The 22,124-nt window shown below is 59.6% G+C and carries 19 protein-coding genes and 1 pseudogene; 12 read left to right on the forward strand and 8 right to left on the reverse strand.

Annotated elements, in window-relative coordinates:
- Positions 1-629 precede the first annotated feature (629 nt).
- A complete protein-coding gene (intI1, locus tag V6936_RS04735) occupies positions 630-1,643 on the reverse strand; it encodes a class 1 integron integrase IntI1 (protein WP_000845054.1) in 1,014 nt (337 codons plus the stop codon).
- Positions 1,644-1,804: 161 nt separating this feature from the next.
- On the opposite strand from intI1, the gene V6936_RS04740 reads away from it, so the two are divergent.
- The 8 genes from V6936_RS04740 to V6936_RS04780 all read left to right on the forward strand — a co-directional run bounded on the left by V6936_RS04740 (position 1,805) and on the right by V6936_RS04780 (position 7,763).
- The gene (locus tag V6936_RS04740; protein ID WP_023622803.1) at positions 1,805-2,359 is read left to right on the forward strand and encodes an aminoglycoside N-acetyltransferase AAC(6')-IIa; all 555 of its coding nucleotides are present in this window, start codon (positions 1,805-1,807) and stop codon (positions 2,357-2,359) included.
- A 69-nt stretch (positions 2,360-2,428) separates the two neighbouring features.
- On the forward strand, positions 2,429-3,256 hold the full coding sequence (locus tag V6936_RS04745; RefSeq protein ID WP_014386432.1) for an OXA-2 family oxacillin-hydrolyzing class D beta-lactamase OXA-21: 828 nt from the start codon (positions 2,429-2,431) through the stop codon (positions 3,254-3,256).
- 61 nt (positions 3,257-3,317) lie between these two features.
- On the forward strand, positions 3,318-3,950 hold the full coding sequence (locus tag V6936_RS04750; RefSeq protein WP_000186237.1) for a type B-3 chloramphenicol O-acetyltransferase CatB3: 633 nt from the start codon (positions 3,318-3,320) through the stop codon (positions 3,948-3,950).
- Between the two features lie 68 nt (positions 3,951-4,018).
- Positions 4,019-4,492: a trimethoprim-resistant dihydrofolate reductase DfrA1 gene (dfrA1, locus tag V6936_RS04755; protein WP_000777555.1), complete on the forward strand. Its 474-nt coding sequence runs from the start codon at positions 4,019-4,021 to the stop codon at positions 4,490-4,492.
- 191 nt (positions 4,493-4,683) lie between these two features.
- Positions 4,684-5,031 (forward strand): quaternary ammonium compound efflux SMR transporter QacE delta 1, encoded by a 348-nt coding sequence (locus tag V6936_RS04760; protein ID WP_000679427.1) that lies wholly within the window; start codon positions 4,684-4,686, stop codon positions 5,029-5,031.
- Positions 5,025-5,864 carry a sulfonamide-resistant dihydropteroate synthase Sul1 gene (gene sul1, locus V6936_RS04765; RefSeq protein WP_000259031.1) on the forward strand — a complete coding sequence of 280 codons (840 nt, stop codon included), beginning with the start codon at positions 5,025-5,027 and terminating at the stop codon, positions 5,862-5,864. The genes V6936_RS04760 and sul1 overlap by 7 nt, the downstream gene beginning before the upstream one ends.
- Positions 5,865-5,991: 127 nt before the next feature.
- Positions 5,992-6,492 (forward strand): GNAT family N-acetyltransferase, encoded by a 501-nt coding sequence (locus tag V6936_RS04770; protein ID WP_000376623.1) that lies wholly within the window; start codon positions 5,992-5,994, stop codon positions 6,490-6,492.
- A gap of 506 nt (positions 6,493-6,998) precedes the next feature.
- Positions 6,999-7,763, forward strand: a complete 765-nt coding sequence (locus V6936_RS04780) for an IS6-like element IS6100 family transposase (RefSeq protein ID WP_001389365.1) — start codon at positions 6,999-7,001, stop codon at positions 7,761-7,763.
- 492 nt (positions 7,764-8,255) lie between these two features.
- Here V6936_RS04780 and mphR(A) read toward each other — a convergent pair whose 3' ends face one another.
- The 3 genes from mphR(A) to V6936_RS04795 are packed head-to-tail and all read right to left on the reverse strand — an operon-like array spanning position 8,256 to position 10,980.
- The gene (gene mphR(A), locus V6936_RS04785; protein ID WP_001137892.1) at positions 8,256-8,840 is read right to left on the reverse strand and encodes a macrolide-binding transcriptional repressor MphR(A); all 585 of its coding nucleotides are present in this window, start codon (positions 8,838-8,840) and stop codon (positions 8,256-8,258) included.
- Complete coding sequence (gene mrx(A), locus V6936_RS04790; protein WP_000004159.1) at positions 8,840-10,078, reverse strand: macrolide resistance MFS transporter Mrx(A); 1,239 nt, start codon at positions 10,076-10,078, stop codon at positions 8,840-8,842. Before mrx(A) ends, mphR(A) begins: the two co-directional genes overlap by 1 nt.
- Complete coding sequence (locus tag V6936_RS04795; protein ID WP_000219387.1) at positions 10,075-10,980, reverse strand: Mph(A) family macrolide 2'-phosphotransferase; 906 nt, start codon at positions 10,978-10,980, stop codon at positions 10,075-10,077. The genes mrx(A) and V6936_RS04795 overlap by 4 nt, the downstream gene beginning before the upstream one ends.
- 1,096 nt (positions 10,981-12,076) lie before the next feature.
- Here V6936_RS04795 and V6936_RS04800 point away from each other — a divergent pair.
- Complete coding sequence (locus V6936_RS04800; protein ID WP_000553518.1) at positions 12,077-12,280, forward strand: hypothetical protein; 204 nt, start codon at positions 12,077-12,079, stop codon at positions 12,278-12,280.
- A gap of 305 nt (positions 12,281-12,585) precedes the next feature.
- Here V6936_RS04800 and V6936_RS04805 read toward each other — a convergent pair whose 3' ends face one another.
- Positions 12,586-13,590 (reverse strand): IS110-like element IS5075 family transposase, encoded by a 1,005-nt coding sequence (locus tag V6936_RS04805; RefSeq protein ID WP_000427614.1) that lies wholly within the window; start codon positions 13,588-13,590, stop codon positions 12,586-12,588.
- 78 nt (positions 13,591-13,668) lie between these two features.
- Positions 13,669-15,420 (reverse strand): annotated as a pseudogene (locus tag V6936_RS04810) (Tn3 family transposase); the annotation flags it as partial.
- A gap of 3 nt (positions 15,421-15,423) precedes the next feature.
- Between V6936_RS04810 and V6936_RS17360 the strand changes: the two are divergent.
- Together V6936_RS17360 and V6936_RS04820 are read left to right on the forward strand one after the other, a co-directional pair.
- Entirely contained in the window at positions 15,424-15,816 is a 393-nt protein-coding gene (locus tag V6936_RS17360) for a cysteine hydrolase family protein (protein ID WP_001351729.1), read from the forward strand.
- 137 nt (positions 15,817-15,953) lie between these two features.
- Complete coding sequence (locus tag V6936_RS04820) at positions 15,954-16,838, forward strand: DMT family transporter (RefSeq protein WP_000058717.1); 885 nt, start codon at positions 15,954-15,956, stop codon at positions 16,836-16,838.
- A gap of 31 nt (positions 16,839-16,869) precedes the next feature.
- Here V6936_RS04820 and tet(A) read toward each other — a convergent pair whose 3' ends face one another.
- The gene (tet(A), locus tag V6936_RS04825; protein ID WP_000804064.1) at positions 16,870-18,069 is read right to left on the reverse strand and encodes a tetracycline efflux MFS transporter Tet(A); all 1,200 of its coding nucleotides are present in this window, start codon (positions 18,067-18,069) and stop codon (positions 16,870-16,872) included.
- Between the two features lie 105 nt (positions 18,070-18,174).
- Between tet(A) and tetR(A) the strand changes: the two genes are divergently transcribed.
- Positions 18,175-18,825: a tetracycline resistance transcriptional repressor TetR(A) gene (gene tetR(A), locus V6936_RS04830; protein WP_000164043.1), complete on the forward strand. Its 651-nt coding sequence runs from the start codon at positions 18,175-18,177 to the stop codon at positions 18,823-18,825.
- 331 nt (positions 18,826-19,156) lie between these two features.
- Here the strand turns inward: tetR(A) and V6936_RS04840 are convergent, their stop codons facing one another.
- Complete coding sequence (locus V6936_RS04840; protein ID WP_001138014.1) at positions 19,157-22,123, reverse strand: Tn3-like element TnAs1 family transposase; 2,967 nt, start codon at positions 22,121-22,123, stop codon at positions 19,157-19,159.
- Position 22,124: the final 1 nt, after the last annotated feature.

Below are 22,124 nucleotides of genomic sequence, written 5' to 3' on the forward strand. Positions count from 1 at the left end.
TCCGTGCGAGCCATAAAAAGATGGATGGCCGATACTGCGTTGGCAACGCCACCGCTAAAACAGAGCAATGCCATAAACACCGTAATACTTCTCTGCCTATTCACGCCGTCACCTTTTTGACTGGTCATTTTGGGTATACCCATCTTGTCCACCCTTGGGAAGGGTAGCCAAAAATACTGCTTCCCGATCCTATTGAGCCAGGCGGTTCTTGGCTACTTAAATGAACCATTTTTATGGCTAACTCCCTTTAGAGCCAAAAAACTGACTTCTCAACCCTTCGCTTGTACCGCGTAGTCTTTCTGCACTACGCCATTGTTCGAACCTGTATTGACCATTACAGGTCGTACCCAAACTACTTTGCTTTTCAGGCGTCGTAAATGACCGCGTCGCAGATGCATGCGGGGGCTTGCATGCGTTCCACCAGCTCTGTCGTTTTCAGAAGACGGCTGCACTGAACGTCAGAAGCCGACTGCACTATAGCAGCGGAGGGGTTGGATCCATCAGGCAACGACGGGCTGCTGCCGGCCATCAGCGGACGCAGGGAGGACTTTCCGCAACCGGCCGTTCGATGCGGCACCGATGGCCTTCGCGCAGGGGTAGTGAATCCGCCAGGATTGACTTGCGCTGCCCTACCTCTCACTAGTGAGGGGCGGCAGCGCATCAAGCGGTGAGCGCACTCCGGCACCGCCAACTTTCAGCACATGCGTGTAAATCATCGTCGTAGAGACGTCGGAATGGCCGAGCAGATCCTGCACGGTTCGAATGTCGTAACCGCTGCGGAGCAAGGCCGTCGCGAACGAGTGGCGGAGGGTGTGCGGTGTGGCGGGCTTCGTGATGCCTGCTTGTTCTACGGCACGTTTGAAGGCGCGCTGAAAGGTCTGGTCATACATGTGATGGCGACGCACGACACCGCTCCGTGGATCGGTCGAATGCGTGTGCTGCGCAAAAACCCAGAACCACGGCCAGGAATGCCCGGCGCGCGGATACTTCCGCTCAAGGGCGTCGGGAAGCGCAACGCCGCTGCGGCCCTCGGCCTGGTCCTTCAGCCACCATGCCCGTGCACGCGACAGCTGCTCGCGCAGGCTGGGTGCCAAGCTCTCGGGTAACATCAAGGCCCGATCCTTGGAGCCCTTGCCCTCCCGCACGATGATCGTGCCGTGATCGAAATCCAGATCCTTGACCCGCAGTTGCAAACCCTCACTGATCCGCATGCCCGTTCCATACAGAAGCTGGGCGAACAAACGATGCTCGCCTTCCAGAAAACCGAGGATGCGAACCACTTCATCCGGGGTCAGCACCACCGGCAAGCGCCGCGACGGCCGAGGTCTTCCGATCTCCTGAAGCCAGGGCAGATCCGTGCACAGCACCTTGCCGTAGAAGAACAGCAAGGCCGCCAATGCCTGACGATGCGTGGAGACCGAAACCTTGCGCTCGTTCGCCAGCCAGGACAGAAATGCCTCGACTTCGCTGCTGCCCAAGGTTGCCGGGTGACGCACACCGTGGAAACGGATGAAGGCACGAACCCAGTTGACATAAGCCTGTTCGGTTCGTAAACTGTAATGCAAGTAGCGTATGCGCTCACGCAACTGGTCCAGAACCTTGACCGAACGCAGCGGTGGTAACGGCGCAGTGGCGGTTTTCATGGCTTGTTATGACTGTTTTTTTGTACAGTCTATGCCTCGGGCATCCAAGCAGCAAGCGCGTTACGCCGTGGGTCGATGTTTGATGTTATGGAGCAGCAACGATGTTACGCAGCAGGGCAGTCGCCCTAAAACAAAGTTAGGCAGCACAGAGCGACCATTTCATGTCCGCGAGCACCCCCCCCATAACTCTTCGCCTCATGACCGAGCGCGACCTGCCGATGCTCCATGATTGGCTCAACCGGCCGCACATCGTTGAGTGGTGGGGTGGTGACGAAGAGCGACCGACTCTTGATGAAGTGCTGGAACACTACCTGCCCAGAGCGATGGCGGAAGAGTCCGTAACACCGTACATCGCAATGCTGGGCGAGGAACCGATCGGCTATGCTCAGTCGTACGTCGCGCTCGGAAGCGGTGATGGCTGGTGGGAAGATGAAACTGATCCAGGAGTGCGAGGAATAGACCAGTCTCTGGCTGACCCGACACAGTTGAACAAAGGCCTAGGAACAAGGCTTGTCCGCGCTCTCGTTGAACTACTGTTCTCGGACCCCACCGTGACGAAGATTCAGACCGACCCGACTCCGAACAACCATCGAGCCATACGCTGCTATGAGAAGGCAGGATTCGTGCGGGAGAAGATCATCACCACGCCTGACGGGCCGGCGGTTTACATGGTTCAAACACGACAAGCCTTCGAGAGAAAGCGCGGTGTTGCCTAACAACTCATTCAAGCCGACGCCGCTTCGCGGCGCGGCTTAATTCAGGTGTTGGGCGTCAAGGAAAACTTAATGGCAATCCGAATCTTCGCAATACTTTTCTCCACTTTTGTTTTTGGCACGTTCGCGCATGCACAAGAAGGCATGCGCGAACGTTCTGACTGGCGGAAGTTTTTCAGCGAATTTCAAGCCAAAGGCACGATAGTTGTGGCAGACGAACGCCAAACAGATCGTGTCATATTGGTTTTTGATCAGGTGCGGTCAGAGAAACGCTACTCGCCGGCCTCGACATTCAAGATTCCACATACACTTTTTGCACTTGACGCAGGCGCTGCACGTGATGAGTTTCAAGTTTTCCGATGGGACGGCATCAAAAGAAGCTTTGCAGCTCACAACCAAGACCAAGACTTGCGATCAGCAATGCGGAATTCTACTGTCTGGATTTATGAGCTATTTGCAAAAGAGATCGGTGAAGACAAGGCTCGACGCTATTTGAAGCAAATCGACTATGGCAACGCCGATCCTTCGACAAGTAATGGCGATTACTGGATAGATGGCAATCTTGCTATCGCGGCACAAGAACAGATTGCATTTCTCAGGAAGCTCTATCATAACGAGTTGCCCTTTCGGGTAGAACATCAGCGCTTGGTCAAGGACCTCATGATTGTGGAAGCCGGTCGCAACTGGATACTGCGCGCAAAGACGGGCTGGGAAGGCCGCATGGGTTGGTGGGTAGGATGGGTTGAGTGGCCGACTGGCCCCGTATTCTTCGCACTGAATATTGATACGCCAAACAGGATGGATGACCTTTTCAAAAGGGAGGCAATAGTGCGGGCAATCCTTCGCTCTATCGAAGCGTTGCCGCCCAACCCGGCAGTCAACTCGGACGCAGCGCGATAAAGCCGCGCAGCGCCGGTTACTTCTACGTTAGACGGCAAAGTCACAGACCGCGGGATCTCTTATGACCAACTACTTTGATAGCCCCTTCAAAGGCAAGCTGCTTTCTGAGCAAGTGAAGAACCCCAATATCAAAGTTGGGCGGTACAGCTATTACTCTGGCTACTATCATGGGCACTCATTCGATGACTGCGCACGGTATCTGTTTCCGGACCGTGATGACGTTGATAAGTTGATCATCGGTAGTTTCTGCTCTATCGGGAGTGGGGCTTCCTTTATCATGGCTGGCAATCAGGGGCATCGGTACGACTGGGCATCATCTTTCCCGTTCTTTTATATGCAGGAAGAACCTGCATTCTCAAGCGCACTCGATGCCTTCCAAAAAGCAGGTAATACTGTCATTGGCAATGACGTTTGGATCGGCTCTGAGGCAATGGTCATGCCCGGAATCAAGATCGGGCACGGTGCGGTGATAGGCAGCCGCTCGTTGGTGACAAAAGATGTGGAGCCTTACGCTATCGTTGGCGGCAATCCCGCTAAGAAGATTAAGAAACGCTTCACCGATGAGGAAATTTCATTGCTTCTGGAGATGGAGTGGTGGAATTGGTCACTGGAGAAGATCAAAGCGGCAATGCCCATGCTGTGCTCGTCTAATATTGTTGGCCTGCACAAGTATTGGCTCGAGTTTGCCGTCTAACAATTCAATCAAGCCGATGCCGCTTCGCGGCACGGCTTATTTCAGGCGTTAACCTCTGAGGAAGAATTGTGAAACTATCACTAATGGTAGCTATATCGAAGAATGGAGTTATCGGGAATGGCCCTGATATTCCATGGAGTGCCAAAGGTGAACAGCTCCTGTTTAAAGCTATTACCTATAACCAATGGCTGTTGGTTGGACGCAAGACTTTTGAATCAATGGGAGCATTACCCAACCGAAAGTATGCGGTCGTAACACGTTCAAGTTTTACATCTGACAATGAGAACGTAGTGATCTTTCCATCAATTAAAGATGCTTTAACCAACCTAAAGAAAATAACGGATCATGTCATTGTTTCAGGTGGTGGGGAGATATACAAAAGCCTGATCGATCAAGTAGATACACTACATATATCTACAATAGACATCGAGCCGGAAGGTGATGTTTACTTTCCTGAAATCCCCAGCAATTTTAGGCCAGTTTTTACCCAAGACTTCGCCTCTAACATAAATTATAGTTACCAAATCTGGCAAAAGGGTTAACAAGTGGCAGCAACGGATTCGCAAACCTGTCACGCCTTTTGTACCAAAAGCCGCGCCAGGTTTGCGATCCGCTGTGCCAGGCGTTAGATGCACTAAGCACATAATTGCTCACAGCCAAACTATCAGGTCAAGTCTGCTTTTATTATTTTTAAGCGTGCATAATAAGCCCTACACAAATTGGGAGATATATCATGAAAGGCTGGCTTTTTCTTGTTATCGCAATAGTTGGCGAAGTAATCGCAACATCCGCATTAAAATCTAGCGAGGGCTTTACTAAGCTTGCCCCTTCCGCCGTTGTCATAATCGGTTATGGCATCGCATTTTATTTTCTTTCTCTGGTTCTGAAATCCATCCCTGTCGGTGTTGCTTATGCAGTCTGGTCGGGACTCGGCGTCGTCATAATTACAGCCATTGCCTGGTTGCTTCATGGGCAAAAGCTTGATGCGTGGGGCTTTGTAGGTATGGGGCTCATAATTGCTGCCTTTTTGCTCGCCCGATCCCCATCGTGGAAGTCGCTGCGGAGGCCGACGCCATGGTGACGGTGTTCGGCATTCTGAATCTCACCGAGGACTCCTTCTTCGATGAGAGCCGGCGGCTAGACCCCGCCGGCGCTGTCACCGCGGCGATCGAAATGCTGCGAGTCGGATCAGACGTCGTGGATGTCGGACCGGCCGCCAGCCATCCGGACGCGAGGCCTGTATCGCCGGCCGATGAGATCAGACGTATTGCGCCGCTCTTAGACGCCCTGTCCGATCAGATGCACCGTGTTTCAATCGACAGCTTCCAACCGGAAACCCAGCGCTATGCGCTCAAGCGCGGCGTGGGCTACCTGAACGATATCCAAGGATTTCCTGACCCTGCGCTCTATCCCGATATTGCTGAGGCGGACTGCAGGCTGGTGGTTATGCACTCAGCGCAGCGGGATGGCATCGCCACCCGCACCGGTCACCTTCGACCCGAAGACGCGCTCGACGAGATTGTGCGGTTCTTCGAGGCGCGGGTTTCCGCCTTGCGACGGAGCGGGGTCGCTGCCGACCGGCTCATCCTCGATCCGGGGATGGGATTTTTCTTGAGCCCCGCACCGGAAACATCGCTGCACGTGCTGTCGAACCTTCAAAAGCTGAAGTCGGCGTTGGGGCTTCCGCTATTGGTCTCGGTGTCGCGGAAATCCTTCTTGGGCGCCACCGTTGGCCTTCCTGTAAAGGATCTGGGTCCAGCGAGCCTTGCGGCGGAACTTCACGCGATCGGCAATGGCGCTGACTACGTCCGCACCCACGCGCCTGGAGATCTGCGAAGCGCAATCACCTTCTCGGAAACCCTCGCGAAATTTCGCAGTCGCGACGCCAGAGACCGAGGGTTAGATCATGCCTAGCATTCACCTTCCGGCCGCCCGCTAGCGGACCCTGGTCAGGTTCCGCGAAGGTGGGCGCAGACATGCTGGGCTCGTCAGGATCAAACTGCACTATGAGGCGGCGGTTCATACCGCGCCAGGGGAGCGAATGGACAGCGAGGAGCCTCCGAACGTTCGGGTCGCCTGCTCGGGTGATATCGACGAGGTTGTGCGGCTGATGCACGACGCTGCGGCGTGGATGTCCGCCAAGGGAACGCCCGCCTGGGACGTCGCGCGGATCGACCGGACATTCGCGGAGACCTTCGTCCTGAGATCCGAGCTCCTAGTCGCGAGTTGCAGCGACGGCATCGTCGGCTGTTGCACCTTGTCGGCCGAGGATCCCGAGTTCTGGCCCGACGCCCTCAAGGGGGAGGCCGCATATCTGCACAAGCTCGCGGTGCGACGGACACATGCGGGCCGGGGTGTCAGCTCCGCGCTGATCGAGGCTTGCCGCCATGCCGCGCGAACGCAGGGGTGCGCCAAGCTGCGGCTCGACTGCCACCCGAACCTGCGTGGCCTATACGAGCGGCTCGGATTCACCCACGTCGACACTTTCAATCCCGGCTGGGATCCAACCTTCATCGCAGAACGCCTAGAACTCGAAATCTAACGTCCGTTCGGGCATCGAGGTCCATGTCGGGGTGGGACGGGCCCGTGGCTTCAAGATCACTTGCAGTCCGACCGCGATGTCTTGGTTGCGCGAGAGGTTGTCGATATCCTCCACTTCCATCATCAACCCTGGATAATGCCGCCGCCGTCATCGCCGCCGACGCCCGTGCCGGGCTTTTCGGGCCTGTCAGGCTTGCTCGGCCTTCAGCCTGCCTGGGCGAGATCTCCGGCGGACGGATTAACGGCGGAGCTTCGCCGCCTTTCGTGCGTGTGAAGGCCGAAGATAGTTCTCTCAAAAACATCCGTTTATGAGAGATACCAAATGTCATTTTCAGAAGACGACTGCACCAGTTGATTGGGCGTAATGGCTGTTGTGCAGCCAGCTCCTGACAGTTCAATATCAGAAGTGATCTGCACCAATCTCGACTATGCTCAATACTCGTGTGGGCTCTGTTGCAAAAATCGTGAAGCTTGAGCATGCTTGGCGGAGATTGGACGGACGGAACGATGACGGATTTCAAGTGGCGCCATTTCCAGGGTGATGTGATCCTGTGGGCGGTGCGCTGGTATTGTCGCTATCCGATCAGCTATCGCGACCTTGAGGAAATGCTGGCGGAACGCGGCATTTCGGTCGACCATACGACGATCTATCGCTGGGTCCAGTGCTACGCCCCGGAGATGGAGAAGCGGCTGCGCTGGTTCTGGCGGCGTGGCTTTGATCCGAGCTGGCGCCTGGATGAAACCTACGTCAAGGTGCGGGGCAAGTGGACCTACCTGTACCGGGCAGTCGACAAGCGGGGCGACACGATCGATTTCTACCTGTCGCCGACCCGCAGCGCCAAGGCAGCGAAGCGGTTCCTGGGCAAGGCCCTGCGAGGCCTGAAGCACTGGGAAAAGCCTGCCACGCTCAATACCGACAAAGCGCCGAGCTATGGTGCAGCGATCACCGAATTGAAGCGCGAAGGAAAGCTGGACCGGGAGACGGCCCACCGGCAGGTGAAGTATCTCAATAACGTGATCGAGGCCGATCACGGAAAGCTCAAGATACTGATCAAGCCGGTGCGCGGTTTCAAATCGATCCCCACGGCCTATGCCACGATCAAGGGATTCGAAGTCATGCGAGCCCTGCGCAAAGGACAGGCTCGCCCCTGGTGCCTGCAGCCCGGCATCAGGGGCGAGGTGCGCCTTGTGGAGAGAGCTTTTGGCATTGGGCCCTCGGCGCTGACGGAGGCCATGGGCATGCTCAACCACCATTTCGCAGCAGCCGCCTGATCGGCGCAGAGCGACAGCCTACCTCTGACTGCCGCCAATCTTTGCAACAGAGCCCGCCGTGCTAGTCTGCTCGGTGATGGTGGAGTGAAGCCAACCCGCAATCGGGTTATGAATCTGCATCGCGATTCGCAATCAGCTGTCTCTTGAGCATGTCGAACTCCTGCGATGTTATCTCGCCGTGCTCGTGCTGCTACACCAACTTGTCCAACTCATCCGCCACACCGCTCCCCACCACCTGCGATGGCCAGGTTGTTTGCTGGGCGCATTGGCGGAGTATCGTCTCGACCCGGGACACCCACACCGGCACAACCTTACGGGAGTGATTCACTGTCAAAGAATCGGCCCGGTGCTCTGACGCAAGTATCGGGATGGTCACCATTTGTAAGCCGTAGACCTGAGTGGTGATCAAGACTTCGATACCACCGACCGTACCGGTACTAATCGACGACGGTCGTGTTCGTCGCCTGCCGCAGGGACTCTGCACACCTCCGTTTACGCATGTGCCTGGAGGAGTTGGAAATCGTCGTGTTCGGGAAACATTAAACACAGGATGGCAGCGATCTGAGCCAGCACATGATCAGCTAGCTCACCATCCGGATCGACGGCCCACTGCATCGTCGCGCCAGCGATGACCGAGTGCAGGAGCAACTCAGCTGCCGCAGGAGCACCTGGGGGCAGTCGCTTGCGGATCCCCTCCACCACCGCGCGGTTCCGCTGGATCGCAAGCGTGCGTAGCTCCGGCACCTGGAGCTCGTACCAGGAGATGAGATAGTTCACCGAGAAGTCGTTGCGAGTGTTCATGCTCCGAACGAGCACCTGCAAAAATTCCCAGAGCCCTTGCGGCCCTGCGCCTATCGGTATCGCATTCAGGTAATGCCGCACCTGCTCGACGCCGCGCTCCATCATCCTCACCAGCAGCGTATCGCGGTTGGTGAAGCGCTGGATTAACGCTGCGCGGGAGAGCCCCACCTCCTTTGCTACTCCGCTGAGCGTGAACTCTATGGGACCGCAACGCTTCAGCACTACGGTGGCGGCCTCGAGTACCTCGTCATCGGACTTGAGCTTGGGGCGGGGCATCAGTGTTCACCTTCTGTATGGGTTGGGGCGGAGGCTGTGGCTGCCGCCGCCATTGTAGCAAATTGAAGACGGAGCGAGAGTAGAGCCACGAGCCCCGCAAACACGGCCGATACAACGAGGCCAGGGAGCGGACCAGCAAGGTCGACAAACGCGCCGGCCGCAAGCATAACCATGGGCGAGGCTGACAGCATCACCGCCGAGACCGTGCCGAGTACCCGGCCGAGAAGTTCTGGCGGCGTGCGGTTGTAGATGGCAGCGTTGAGAATGGGAGAGACTGAGCCGGTCAGCAGTCCCACGAGCGCGCCCAACAACATCAGCACCGGCACGCCTGGCAACTGTGAAAGCAGAAGCGAGCCCACCGCAGAGCCACAAAATGCCACCGCCAGCCAGTTCTGCGCTGATATCCGGGCGCCGACCGACGCATGAATGGCAATGCCAAGGAGACCACCAGCCCCCATCATTGAGGAGAACAGCCCGAGCTCTGCTACTTGGCGTCCTGCATCTACAAACAGCGCAGGCATGATGACGCTGCCGTTGGCGCCAACGATGCCCACGAAGATCATCACTATACCAAAGAGAGGGCGCAGCAGGGGTTCGCTCCAGAGAAAAGCGACGCCGGCGCGCATGGAGAGAGTCGCCGTCGTGGTCATCGTCCGAGCGGCACGCGCGGGAAGCACCCACGCGCCGAGCAGACCTGCAAGGACGGAGCAGAACGCCGTCAGCCCGAGCGTTGGCGCAGCGCCAAGCAGGCCGATTGCGGCCCCCCCAAGGGCCGGGCCACCTAGAATCGCGACGTTCCCGATCACCGCTTTCAGTGACGAGACGCGCTCAACGGAGAGCCCGGCGACGTGGCCGAGTTTGGGCAGCTCACTGTCCTGCGCGGCCATACCGGGTGCGTCGAACGCGGCACCGAGCACCACGCAAGCGATCAGCCCAGTGTTCGAGAGGGCGCCAACGGCATCGAGCAGTGGGATGCTCGCCATGGCCACGCCGCCCACCACACCCGAGATCAATGCGACGGGCGCGCGCCCGAACCGATCGACGAGGCCACCACCAACCCACGCGCCGATGATGGTCGCGATGACGCTGCTAGCGGCCGTGGCGCCCGCCCAGGCCGCGCTCTTTGTATGAGACAGGACGAACCATGGAAGCGCGAGGGCCGCCACCGCGTTGCCGATCCGGAAGAGAAAGGTCGCCGCGAACAGCGTCGCGAGCGGGCTATATCGACGTTCGCTCATTCCGCTGCGGCGAGCTGCGCCTTCGCCGCAGCGAGGTACTCTTCGTTACCCGAGTCGAGGGCGAAGAGTGCGTAGGTGACCGCCCCGAACGCAAGGCGCTCCGCGATGTGGTGGGCGAGCCGCGGCCACACCCGGCCACCGGCCGCTTCATACGTGAGGAGGAGCTTCGCGAGCCCCTCTTCACCAAAGACCATAAGGTGCGCGGCCATGTCGATGGCAGGGTCATCAACGCGGGCCTCGCTCCAGTCGATCATCCCGCTGACGCGCTCCGTGTTGTCGATGAGCACATGGCCCACGTAGAGATCGCCATGCACCACCACGGAGAAATCTGGCCACGACGAATCGTCGTCGAGCCAGCGCTGCCACCGGTGGAGGCGCTTGTCGTTCACCACGAACTCGCGTCGGACGCGGTCAACGTCGTCGGCCACCTTCTGACGGGCCTGCGTCGGTGTACGGATGAGCATCCCCGCATCCACGGCGGCGGAAATGGGGACGGCATGCAGGGCGGCGAGCGCGGTCGCGAAGCTCTCCGCGAAGACCTCCGAGTCCTGCGGCACGACCCAGTCGGGCGTGGACGAACCAGGCTGGATGACCATCGCAGTCGAGTCTTCGAGCATGGGATAGGCAACGAGCTCGGCGTTGGCCACGCGCCAGTCCGGCACCGCGAACGGCAGGCGATTCTTGAGCATTGCCAGCACCCGCGCCTCTGGTTCGACCTTCGCGCTTACCTCGGCTCGGCGCGGGATGCGCAGCACCCACCGACGTCCATCGTCGACGGTGGCGATCACGATCCTATAGTCGAGCCCAAGCTCATTGACAGTCAGCGGGCCATGGAGCTTGAGCCCATGTCGGGCTGCAAGTGCGTACAGTTGGAAGGTATCGGCGGTCGTGACTACGGTCATGATTCACTCCTGAGGGCTTGACGGGTTTAGCCACCTAAATATAACAGTCACGTCGGTTATATTCAATCCTCATGCGAATCGGGGTACGACCCACAGCCCCCTCAGTACAGGTCCATCGTCACACCCGAGATCGTTGGGGTCCAGCTCCCAGTGGTTCGGAGCAACGGGCGGCAGGGCAATGATCCGAAAATTACCCCTTCCTTTGCGTCACCACAGCTTGCACCAACTGACCCTGAATTAAAAAATTGAAAAACTAACTTTTGGGTGTTGACTTAAAGCAAACCAAGCATATGCTAACCAATAGTTAGCAAATTGATTTCGCACGATGGACAACCCCAGCCGGAGGACCAGCACAACACTGGCAGCGGTGGCAACAAACCGCTTGGGGAAATAACACCGGCAACCGGGCTGACTAACCTCCCCGCTCTCCCTTGGCAAGGCTGGAATGCATGCCGACCAAGGTGAATGGAAATTAAGGCAGTGACCGGCTGACAGCTGGAAAGACAGCACAGTTGAAGTGATAGCGAACACAGCGAGTGGCGGGTCTGACTCCCCAGCCACCCACCCGGTGAAAGGCCGGGACACAACCGGGATTGCATTGCAGGTGAGCCAAGGCCCATGGGGTACCGCACGAGAGACCCGGAGACCAATGCAATCCACGGTTGTGGTGAATGGGAAGGTCTTTGCGCCAACCGGCATTCGTAGGGATGCCCCCTAGACCTCGGCCGGTGTCAGACCCGGCCACCACAACCAACCGATATGACCACCCCAAGGAGGTGATCACATCTCCCACCGCAGGGTTAAGCGGATGCCTGGTCCCGCTGTGAAGCGCCACCCAGGCCCTCGCCGAGAGGCGACCGTTTCGAATGGTAGGTCTGCCCGTGAGGGCGCACCGGTACCGACAGCAAGAACGGCTGACTCACTGTGAAGTGCTCAAGCCACCACCACAGGTGCAATGCATGTGGTTACAGCTCTCTCCTGGCCCCGTCAACGGGGCCTTTATCCCACAAGCGATAGCGGCCCGACAGCGGGTCACGGACTCCTATTGCCTGTCGTTTGTGTGATGAGACCAGTTTCTGGAAGAACGGAGGCATCCATGCACCCACGCGAGTTCATTGCCAAGCACATCAAGGCAACGCTGGAGAAGGAGGAATTTCCCCCTCATGCGGTCTCGCTGGGGGTGAAAGAAGCCACCTTCTTTTTCGACCGAACACCCAGCTTCGCAAAGGGGAAAGTGTTCGATGAGTGCCTCAAGGCGGCCCGTGCAGTAGCCAGGGTCGCGAAGAAGGCCAAGCCATGATCCGGGGAGCGGGTCATATCTCAACAAAGGGGCGAATAGAGAAAACGGAATCTATGGTCACTCCCGTTTTTGCAACACCGATTTTGACGACAAGTTGGCTTGCTTGAATCTATCCGGCGTCTGAATGGGATTTTATTCCCGCGCCTCGATGAGTTCCGCGCCTGATGAACCTCCAGAAAATATACGGCTTCAATGAGCCTTTCCGTTTTACAGGTTCCTCAACAGGCCGGTGGGCCGTTAGTATCATCAATATCAGTATTCGCAAAACCAGATGAATGATTGTTTAAACTGGTGTATTTCTGCCTTTATGCTTCGTAAGTTTGCTGTCGCGCCGTCAGTGCCCAGGCTATTCTGGCCAGCTTGTTTGCCAGAGCACAGGTGACGACAAAGTTGCTTTTCCGACACAACAACTCCCTGACCCAGTCGGCCAACTTGCCAGACTGGTGTTCCAGTTTTTGTATGAATACCCTGGCACACTGAACCAACAAAGTTCGGATCTTTTTGTTGCCCCGCTTGCTAATCCCTAACAATGTCGTCCGACCTCCCGTGCTGTACTGTCGGGGTACCAGCCCTGTTGCCGCCGCAAAGTCACGGCTGCTGGCGTACTGCTTCCCGTCGCCAATCTCAGTTGAAATAGTACTGGCAGTCAGCGTTCCAACGCAGGGAATACTCAGCAAGCGCTGTCCAACCTCATCTTCGTCCAACTTTCGTTTCAACTGAGATTCCAGATCTTTAATCTGCTCAACAAGATAGTGATAATGCTGTTGTAATTTCAGCAGTAACTGGCTGAGATAAAGAGGCAAACTACTGTCCTCAAGAAGGGTACTCAGTCGACTAATAACGGCAGCACCTCGCGGAACGCTGATACCAAATTCCAGCAGAAAAGCATGCATCTGATTAGTTGTTTTCACCTTATCCTGAACCAGGGATTCACGGACACGATGCAGAGCTCGCATTGCCTGCTGAGATTCGGTTCTGGGCTGCACGAAACGCATAGATGGACGTGATGCTGCTTCACAGATAGCTTCAGCATCAACGAAGTCATTTTTGTTGCTTTTAACGAATGGGCGGACAAATTGCGGTGATATCAGCTTTGGAAAATGCCCTAACTCTGCCAGCTTGCGTGCCATAAAGTGAGAACCGCCACAGGCTTCCATCGCGATGGTTGTTGCCGGGCATGTCGCCAGAAATTCGATTAGCTTTGGTCGGGTGAATTTTTTACGGTAAACGGCCTTCCCACGATGATCCTGACAATGAATATGGAAAGAGTTCTTACCCAGATCGATACCAATAAGCGCAATGTTTTCCATGATGGTTCTCCGAATGAAAGCCTGTCCTCAGCATAGTACTGGGAAGGAGGGAGTGACCATCTCATTAAAAATCGTACGTTAAGGTTTTCCGGGCAGCCTTAGCGGCCGAAACTTCCCGTCCTCCAGCCTGCGGCTCTGCCGCCAGACATAATCGCCGGTCAGGTTGATGTGCTCCCACCCCAGCGGCGACAGGTATTGCAGCAGCTCGCTATCCACCGACTTCCCCGCTTCGCTCATCGCCTGGGTGGCGCGTTCCAAGTACACCGTGTTCCACAGCACGATGGCGGCCGTCACCAGGTTGAGACCGCTGGCCCGGTAGCGCTGCTGCTCGAAGCTCCGATCCCTGATTTCGCCGAGGCGGTTGAAGAACACCGCCCTGGCCAGGGAGTTGCGCGCCTCGCCCTTGTTCAGTCCGGCATGCACGCGGCGACGTAGCTCTACGCTTTGCAGCCAGTCGAGGATGAACAGCGTGCGCTCGATCCGGCCCAGTTCGCGCAAGGCCACGGCCAGACCGTTCTGGCGCGGGTAGCTGCCGAGCTTGCGCAGCATCAGCGAGGCAGTGACGGTGCCCTGCTTGATCGAGCTGGCCAGGCGCAGGATGTCGTCCCAGTGGGCGCGGACATGCTTGATGTTCAGGGTGCCGCCAACCATTGGGCGCAATGTCGGGTAGTCCTGGACGCTATTCGGAACATACAGCTTGGTTTCGCCGAGGTCGCGGATGCGCGGTGCGAAGCGGAAGCCCAGCAGGTGCATCAGGGCGAAGACGTGATCGGTGAAGCCAGCCGTGTCGGTGTAGTGCTCCTCAATCCGTAGGTCGGACTCGTGGTACAGCAAGCCGTCAAGCACATAGGTGGAATCGCGCACGCCGACATTCACCACGCGGGTGCTGAACGGTGCGTACTGGTCGGAAATATGGGTGTAGAACAGCCGCCCCGGCTCGCTGCCGTACTTCGGGTTGACGTGCCCGGTGCTTTCACCCCGACCGCCCGCCCGGAAGCGCTGGCCATCGGAAGAAGAGGTCGTTCCGTCGCCCCAGTGAGCGGCGAAGGTATGACGGTACTGGTGGTTGACCAGCTCGGCTAGGGCCGCCGAGTAGGTTTCGTCTCGGATGTGCCAGGCTTGCAGCCAGGATAGCTTGGCGTAGGTCAGGCCGGGGCTCGACTCGGCCATCTTGGTCAGCCCGAGGTTGATCGCATCGCCCAGGATCGCTGACAGCAGCAATGTCCGGTCTTTGGCCTCGGCACCGTCCTTCAGGTGGGTGAAGTGGCGGCTGAAGCCCGTCCAGTCGTCCACGTCCATCAGCAGTTCGGTGATCTTGATGCGCGGCAGCAACTGGCTGGTCTGGTCGATCAGCGCCTGCGCGGTATTGGGCACCGCGGAATCCAGTGGGGTGATCTTCAGCCCCGACTCGGTGAGGATGGCATCGGGCAGCTCGTTGTCCTTGGCCAGGCGGGTGACGGTGGCCAGCTGCTCGTCCAGCAGCTGCAAGCGCTCTTCCAGGTACTGGTTGCTGTTCGGGTTGATCGCCAGGGGCAGAGCCTGCGCATGCTTGAGCGCGGCGAACCTCTCTGCCGGCAGCAGGTAGTCGTCAAAGTCGCGGAACTGCCGCGAGCCCTTGACCCAGATGTCGCCGGATCGCAGCGCGTTCTTCAGCTCGGACAGGGCGCAGATTTCGTAAAAGCGCCGGTCGAGGCCTTCCGGGGTGATCACTAGCGGCTTCCAGCGCGGCTTGATGAAGGCGGTGGGCGCATCGGCCGGCACCTTGCGCAGGTTGTCGGCGTTCATCTCGCGCAGGGCCTGCACGGCCGCCAGCACGCCTTGCGCGGCCGGCCCGTGCTGTTCCCCAACTTTTCGCTCGGCGAAGAGTATGAACATGCGCCGCCGGCGACGAATCGCCAAATCTCACCGTATCTCCCGAGCGGACGATTTCGCACCGGTCTGCCCGTCGAAGGGCTTGCGATCGAACGGGGCGACCTTTTCTATGCATGTCCGCGAGCCAGCGTCTTTTATGGCACGGCGCTCGACGCCGACCTTCGGACGCGCGGCGTAAGCACGCTTGTCATGGCCGGGATAAGCACCACCGGCGTTGTTCTTTCAAGCGTCGCCTGGGCTAGTGATGCGGACTACGACGTGCGTTTGGTCCAGGACTGCTGCTACGACCCGGATCGGGATGCCCACGAAGCTCTGTTGCGTTCCGGGTTCGGCGGACGTGTACAGGTCGTGTAATTTTCGGGCCTCGCATGATCGCGGCCATAGCCGCAGGTGGATTGGTGCGAGGCAGGGCCAGTCCAAGTCAGGGTGCGGTCATCGCGGCGCCTGCAACTCTCAAAAACCCATCGCCGTAGCGGAGGTCTTGTAATCGCATGTCATTACGCACGCCCGATTTATTGTTCACAGCGATAGCACCTGCCATTTGGGGCAGCACCTACATTGTCACCACCCAATACCTGCCGAACTTCTCACCGATGACGGTCGCGATGCTGCGGGCGTTGCCGGCGGGTTTATTGCTCGTGATGATCGTCCGACAGATTCCAACGGGAATCTGGTGGATGCGCATCTTCATCCTCGGCGCACTTAATATTTCGCTATTCTGGAGCTTGTTGTTTATTTCGGTCTACCGCCTGCCGGGCGGGGTCGCGGCGACGGTAGGCGCTGTGCAGCCGCTGATGGTCGTGTTCATCTCTGCCGCTCTGCTAGGTAGCCCGATACGATTGATGGCGGTCCTGGGGGCTATTTGCGGAACTGCGGGCGTGGCGCTGTTGGTGTTGACACCAAACGCAGCGCTAGATCCTGTCGGCGTCGCAGCGGGCCTGGCGGGGGCGGTTTCCATGGCGTTCGGAACCGTGCTGACCCGCAAGTGGCAACCTCCCGTGCCTCTGCTCACCTTTACCGCCTGGCAACTGGCGGCCGGAGGACTTCTGCTCGTTCCAGTAGCTTTAGTGTTTGATCCGCCAATCCCGATGCCTACAGGAACCAATGTTCTCGGCCTGGCGTGGCTCGGCCTGATCGGAGCGGGTTTAACCTACTTCCTTTGGTTCCGGGGGATCTCGCGACTCGAACCTACAGTTGTTTCCTTACTGGGCTTTCTCAGCCCGGGGACCGCCGTGTTGCTAGGATGGTTGTTCTTGGATCAGACGCTGAGTGCGCTTCAAATCATCGGCGTCCTGCTCGTGATCGGGAGTATCTGGCTGGGCCAACGTTCCAACCGCACTCCTAGGGCGCGTATAGCTTGCCGGAAGTCGCCTTGACCCGCATGGCATAGGCCTATCGTTTCCACGATCAGCGATCGGCTCGTTGCCCTGCGCCGCTCCAAAGCCCGCGACGCAGCGCCGGCAGGCAGAGCAAGTAGAGGGCAGCGCCTGCAATCCATGCCCACCCGTTCCACGTTGTTATAGAAGCCGCATAGATCGCCGTGAAGAGGAGGGGTCCGACGATCGAGGTCAGGCTGGTGAGCGCCGCCAGTGAGCCTTGCAGCTGCCCCTGACGTTCCTCATCCACCTGCCTGGACAACATTGCTTGCAGCGCCGGCATTCCGATGCCACCCGAAGCAAGCAGGACCATGATCGGGAACGCCATCCATCCCCGTGTCGCGAAGGCAAGCAGGATGTAGCCTGTGCCGTCGGCAATCATTCCGAGCATGAGTGCCCGCCTTTCGCCGAGCCGGGCGGCTACAGGGCCGGTGATCATTGCCTGGGCGAGTGAATGCAGAATGCCAAATGCGGCAAGCGAAATGCCGATCGTGGTCGCGTCCCAGTGAAAGCGATCCTCGCCGAAAATGACCCAAAGCGCGGCCGGCACCTGTCCGACAAGTTGCATGATGAAGAAGACCGCCATCAGGGCGGCGACGACGGTCATGCCCCGGGCCCACCGGAACGAAGCGAGCGGGTTGAGAGCCTCCCGGCGTAACGGCCGGCGTTCGCCTTTGTGCGACTCCGGCAAAAGGAAACAGCCCGTCAGGAAATTGAGGCCGTTCAAGGCTGCCGCGGCGAAGAACGGAGCGTGGGGGGAGAAACCGCCCATCAGCCCACCGAGCACAGGTCCCGCGACCATCCCGAACCCGAAACAGGCGCTCATGAAGCCGAAGTGCCGCGCGCGCTCATCGCCATCAGTGATATCGGCAATATAAGCGCCGGCTACCGCCCCAGTCGCCCCGGTGATGCCGGCCACGATCCGCCCGATATAGAGAACCCAAAGGAAAGGCGCCGTCGCCATGATGGCGTAGTCGACAGCAGCGCCGGCCAGCGAGACGAGCAAGACCGGCCGCCGCCCGAAACGATCCGACAGCGCGCCCAGCACAGGTGCGCAGGCAAATTGCATCAACGCATACAGCGCCAGCAGAATGCCATAGTGGGCGGTGACGTCGTTCGAGTGAACCAGATCGCGCAGGAGGCCCGGCAGCACCGGCATAATCAGGCCGATGCCGACAGCGTCGAGCGCGACAGTGCTCAGAATTACGATCAGGGGTCTGTTGGGTTTCACGTCTGGCCTCCGGACCAGCCTCCGCTGGTCCGATTGAACGCGCGGATTCTTTATCACTGATAAGTTGGTGGACATATTATGTTTATCAGTGATAAAGTGTCAAGCATGACAAAGTTGCAGCCGAATACAGTGATCCGTGCCGCCCTGGACCTGTTGAACGAGGTCGGCGTAGACGGTCTGACGACACGCAAACTGGCGGAACGGTTGGGGGTTCAGCAGCCGGCGCTTTACTGGCACTTCAGGAACAAGCGGGCGCTGCTCGACGCACTGGCCGAAGCCATGCTGGCGGAGAATCATACGCATTCGGTGCCGAGAGCCGACGACGACTGGCGCTCATTTCTGATCGGGAATGCCCGCAGCTTCAGGCAGGCGCTGCTCGCCTACCGCGATGGCGCGCGCATCCATGCCGGCACGCGACCGGGCGCACCGCAGATGGAAACGGCCGACGCGCAGCTTCGCTTCCTCTGCGAGGCGGGTTTTTCGGCCGGGGACGCCGTCAATGCGCTGATGACAATCAGCTACTTCACTGTTGGGGCCGTGCTTGAGGAGCAGGCCGGCGACAGCGATGCCGGCGAGCGCGGCGGCACCGTTGAACAGGCTCCGCTCTCGCCGCTGTTGCGGGCCGCGATAGACGCCTTCGACGAAGCCGGTCCGGACGCAGCGTTCGAGCAGGGACTCGCGGTGATTGTCGATGGATTGGCGAAAAGGAGGCTCGTTGTCAGGAACGTTGAAGGACCGAGAAAGGGTGACGATTGATCAGGACCGCTGCCGGAGCGCAACCCACTCACTACAGCAGAGCCATGTAGACAACATCCCCTCCCCCTTTCCACCGCGTCAGACGCCCGTAGCAGCCCGCTACGGGCTTTTTCATGCCCTGCCCTAGCGTCCAAGCCTCACGGCCGCGCTCGGCCTCTCTGGCGGCCTTCTGGCGCTCCTGCTGCGGCGTCCGCTCGTGGGCCGTGGCGCGGGTCCGCGCGCCGGCCTCGTGCGCCTGGCGCTCGCGGGCGAGGTCCAGGGCGGCCGTCTTCACGTTCTGCCTTGCGCAGATGAGATAGGGGAGCCCGCAGAATTCGGAAAAAATCGTACGCTAAGGTTTTCCGGGCATCCGTAAGGGCCGAAACTTCCCGTCTTCCAGTCTGCGGCTCTGCCGCCAGACGTAATCGCCGGTTAGGTTGATGTGCTCCCAGCCCAGCGGCGACAGGAATTGCAGCAGCTCGCCGTCCACCGGCTTGCCGGCCTCGACCAACCCCTGGGTGGCGCGTTCCAGGTACACCGTGTTCCACAGCACGATAGCCGCCGTCACCAGGTTGAGGCCGCTGGCCCGGTAGCGCTGCTGCTCGAAGCTCCGATCCCTGATTTCCCCAAGGCGGTTGAAGAACACCGCCCTGGCCAGCGAGTTGCGCGCCTCACCTTTGTTCAGGCCGGCATGCACGCGGCGGCGCAGTTCAACACTTTGCAGCCAGTCCAGGATGAACAGCGTGCGCTCGATCCGGCCCAGCTCGCGCAGGGCCACGGCCAGTCCGTTCTGGCGCGGGTAGCTGCCGAGCTTGCGCAGCATCAGCGAGGCGGTGACGGTGCCCTGCTTGATCGAGCTGGCCAGGCGCAGGATGTCGTCCCAGTGGGCACGCACGTGCTTGATGTTCAGGGTGCCGCCGATCAGCGGGCGCAACGTCGGGTAGGCTTGCACGCCCTGCGGCACGTACAGCTTGGTTTCGCCGAGGTCGCGGATGCGCGGCGCGAAGCGGAAGCCTAGCAGGTGCATCAGGGCAAAGACGTGATCGGTGAAGCCGGCCGTGTCGGTGTAGTGCTCCTCGATCCGCAGGTCGGACTCGTGGTACAGCAGGCCGTCGAGCACATAGGTGGAATCGCGGACGCCGACATTCACCACGCGGGTGCTGAACGGCGCGTACTGGTCGGAGATATGGGTATAGAACAGCCGTCCCGGCTCGCTACCGTACTTCGGGTTGACGTGCCCGGTGCTCTCGCCCCGGCCACCCGCGCGGAAGCGCTGGCCATCGGAGGATGAGGTCGTGCCGTCGCCCCAGTGGGCGGCAAAGGCGTGGCGATACTGGTGGTTGACCAGCTCGGCCAAGGCCGCCGAATAGGTTTCGTCGCGGATGTGCCAGGCTTGCAGCCAGGACAGCTTGGCGTAGGTCAGGCCGGGGCTCGACTCGGCCATCTTGGTCAGCCCGAGGTTGATCGCATCACCGAGGATTGCGGACAGCAGCAACGTCCTGTCTTTGGCCTCGGCCCCGTCCTTCAAGTGGGTGAAGTGGCGGCTGAAGCCCGTCCAGTCGTCCACGTCCATCAGCAGTTCGGTGATCTTGATGCGCGGCAGTAACTGGCTGGTTTGGTCGATCAGCGCCTGCGCCCGATCCGGCACCGCCGCATCCAGCGGGGTGATTTTCAGCCCTGACTCGGTGAGGATGGCATCGGGCAGCTCGTTGTCCTTGGCCAGGCGGGTGACGGTGGCCAACTGCTCGTCCAGCAGCTGCAAACGCTCTTCCAGGTACTGGTCGCTGTTCGGGTTGATCGCCAGGGGCAGGGCCTGCTCGCGCTTGAGTGCGGCGAACTTCTCGGCCGGCAGCAGGTAGTCGTCGAAGTCGCGGAACTGCCGCGAGCCCTTGACCCAGATGTCGCCGGAGCGCAGGGCGTTCTTCAGCTCGGACAGGGCGCAGATTTCGTAGAATTTCCGGTCGAGGCCTTCCGGGGTGATCACCAGCGGCTTCCAGCGCGGCTTGATGAAGGCCGTGGGTGCATCGGCCGGCACCTTGCGCAGGTTGTCGGCGTTCATCTCACGCAGGGTCTGCACGGCTGCCAGCACGCCTTGCGCGGCCGGCGCGGCGCGCAGTTCCAGCACCTCCAGCAAGGCCGGCGTGTAACGGCGCAGGGTGGCGAAGTTCTCGCCGACCAGGTGCAGGTGGTCGAAGCCTTCCGGCCGGGCCAGCAGCTCGGCCTCGCTGACGCTCTCGGTGAACTCGTCCCAGGGAATCACCGCCTCGATGGCGGCATAGGGGTCGCTGCCGCTTTCCTTCGCTTCCAGCAGCGCCTGGCCGATCCTGGAGTACAGGCGCACCTTGTCGTTGATCGCCTTGCCCTGCTTCTGGAACTGCTGCTGATGCTTGTGCTTCGCGCCGCTGAACAGCTTGACCAGGATGCGGTCATGCAGATCGACCAGCTCATCGATCACGGTCGCGGTGCTCTCCAGCACCACGGCGGCCAGGGTCGCGTAGCGGCGCTGCGGCTCGAACTTACCGAGGTCTTTGGGCGTCATCTGCCCACCCTCGCGGGCCAGCTTGAGCAGGCGGTTCTGGTGGATGTGCCGGCCCAGGCCTTCGGGCAAGTCCACCAACTGAAATGTCTTCAGCCGCTCGATGTGTTCCAGCATGTGCCGAGAGTTGGGTTTCAGCGGTGCCTGGCGCAGCCAGGTCAACCAGGTGATGCTGCTGCCGGCCTTGAGCTTCAACAGCTCGTCCAGCTTGGCCCGATGCGAGTCCGTGAGTGGTTCGACCAGGGCGCGGTAGACCCGCCGATTGGCTCGCGCAATGGCTTCCGAGCAGGCCCGGTCAATCACGCTCAGCGCCGGCAGGATGCGTCGTTTCTGCCGTAGGCTCTCCAGGGCCTGACCGGCCAGCAGCAAGCCTTTGTCGGTCTGCTGGGCCAGCTCGGTTAGCTCGCGCACCAGGGCGCGGAAGTCGGACAGGCCGAACGGGGCCAGTTGCAGGTAGGTGCGCAGTTCCTGGGCATGCTCGCGACGGGTCACGTCGCGCTCGCCGTACTTTGCCCAGCTCGCCGGCTCGGCCTGGACTTGCTTCGCCACCCACAGGATGACCGGCTCGGGCAGCTCGCTGTCGGTTCCCAGCGCGTAACCGGGGTAGCGCAGCAGGCAGAGCTGCACGGCGAAGCCGAGGCGGTTGGCGTCGCCGCGTCGCTGGCGGATCAGCGACAGGTCGGAGTCGTTGAAGGTGTAGTAGCGGATCAGGTCATCCTGGCTTTCCGGCAGCGCAAGCAGGGTGTCCCGCTCCGTGGCCGAGAGGATCAAGCGACGCGGCATG

It is taken from the genome of Alcaligenes sp. CHO6 (assembly GCF_037120595.1).
Taxonomy (GTDB): Bacteria; Pseudomonadota; Gammaproteobacteria; order Burkholderiales; family Burkholderiaceae_B; genus Alcaligenes; species Alcaligenes ammonioxydans.

Excerpts from the sequence above, each read along its gene's own strand:
- V6936_RS04750 (WP_000186237.1), top strand. The coding sequence starts at position 3,318 with ATGACCAACTACTTTGATAGCCCCTTCAAAGGCAAGCTGCTTTCTGAG.
- V6936_RS04760 (WP_000679427.1), top strand. The coding sequence starts at position 4,684 with ATGAAAGGCTGGCTTTTTCTTGTTATCGCAATAGTTGGCGAAGTAATC.
- V6936_RS04770 (WP_000376623.1), top strand. The coding sequence starts at position 5,992 with ATGGACAGCGAGGAGCCTCCGAACGTTCGGGTCGCCTGCTCGGGTGAT.
- V6936_RS04800 (WP_000553518.1), top strand. The coding sequence starts at position 12,077 with ATGCACCCACGCGAGTTCATTGCCAAGCACATCAAGGCAACGCTGGAG.
- V6936_RS04805 (WP_000427614.1), bottom strand. The coding sequence starts at position 13,590 with ATGGAAAACATTGCGCTTATTGGTATCGATCTGGGTAAGAACTCTTTC.
- V6936_RS04840 (WP_001138014.1), bottom strand. The coding sequence starts at position 22,123 with ATGCCGCGTCGCTTGATCCTCTCGGCCACGGAGCGGGACACCCTGCTT.
- intI1 (WP_000845054.1), bottom strand. The coding sequence starts at position 1,643 with ATGAAAACCGCCACTGCGCCGTTACCACCGCTGCGTTCGGTCAAGGTT.
- V6936_RS04745 (WP_014386432.1), top strand. The coding sequence starts at position 2,429 with ATGGCAATCCGAATCTTCGCAATACTTTTCTCCACTTTTGTTTTTGGC.
- V6936_RS04820 (WP_000058717.1), top strand. The coding sequence starts at position 15,954 with ATGTCATTACGCACGCCCGATTTATTGTTCACAGCGATAGCACCTGCC.
- sul1 (WP_000259031.1), top strand. The coding sequence starts at position 5,025 with ATGGTGACGGTGTTCGGCATTCTGAATCTCACCGAGGACTCCTTCTTC.
- V6936_RS04780 (WP_001389365.1), top strand. The coding sequence starts at position 6,999 with ATGACGGATTTCAAGTGGCGCCATTTCCAGGGTGATGTGATCCTGTGG.
- V6936_RS04740 (WP_023622803.1), top strand. The coding sequence starts at position 1,805 with ATGTCCGCGAGCACCCCCCCCATAACTCTTCGCCTCATGACCGAGCGC.
- V6936_RS04795 (WP_000219387.1), bottom strand. The coding sequence starts at position 10,980 with ATGACCGTAGTCACGACCGCCGATACCTTCCAACTGTACGCACTTGCA.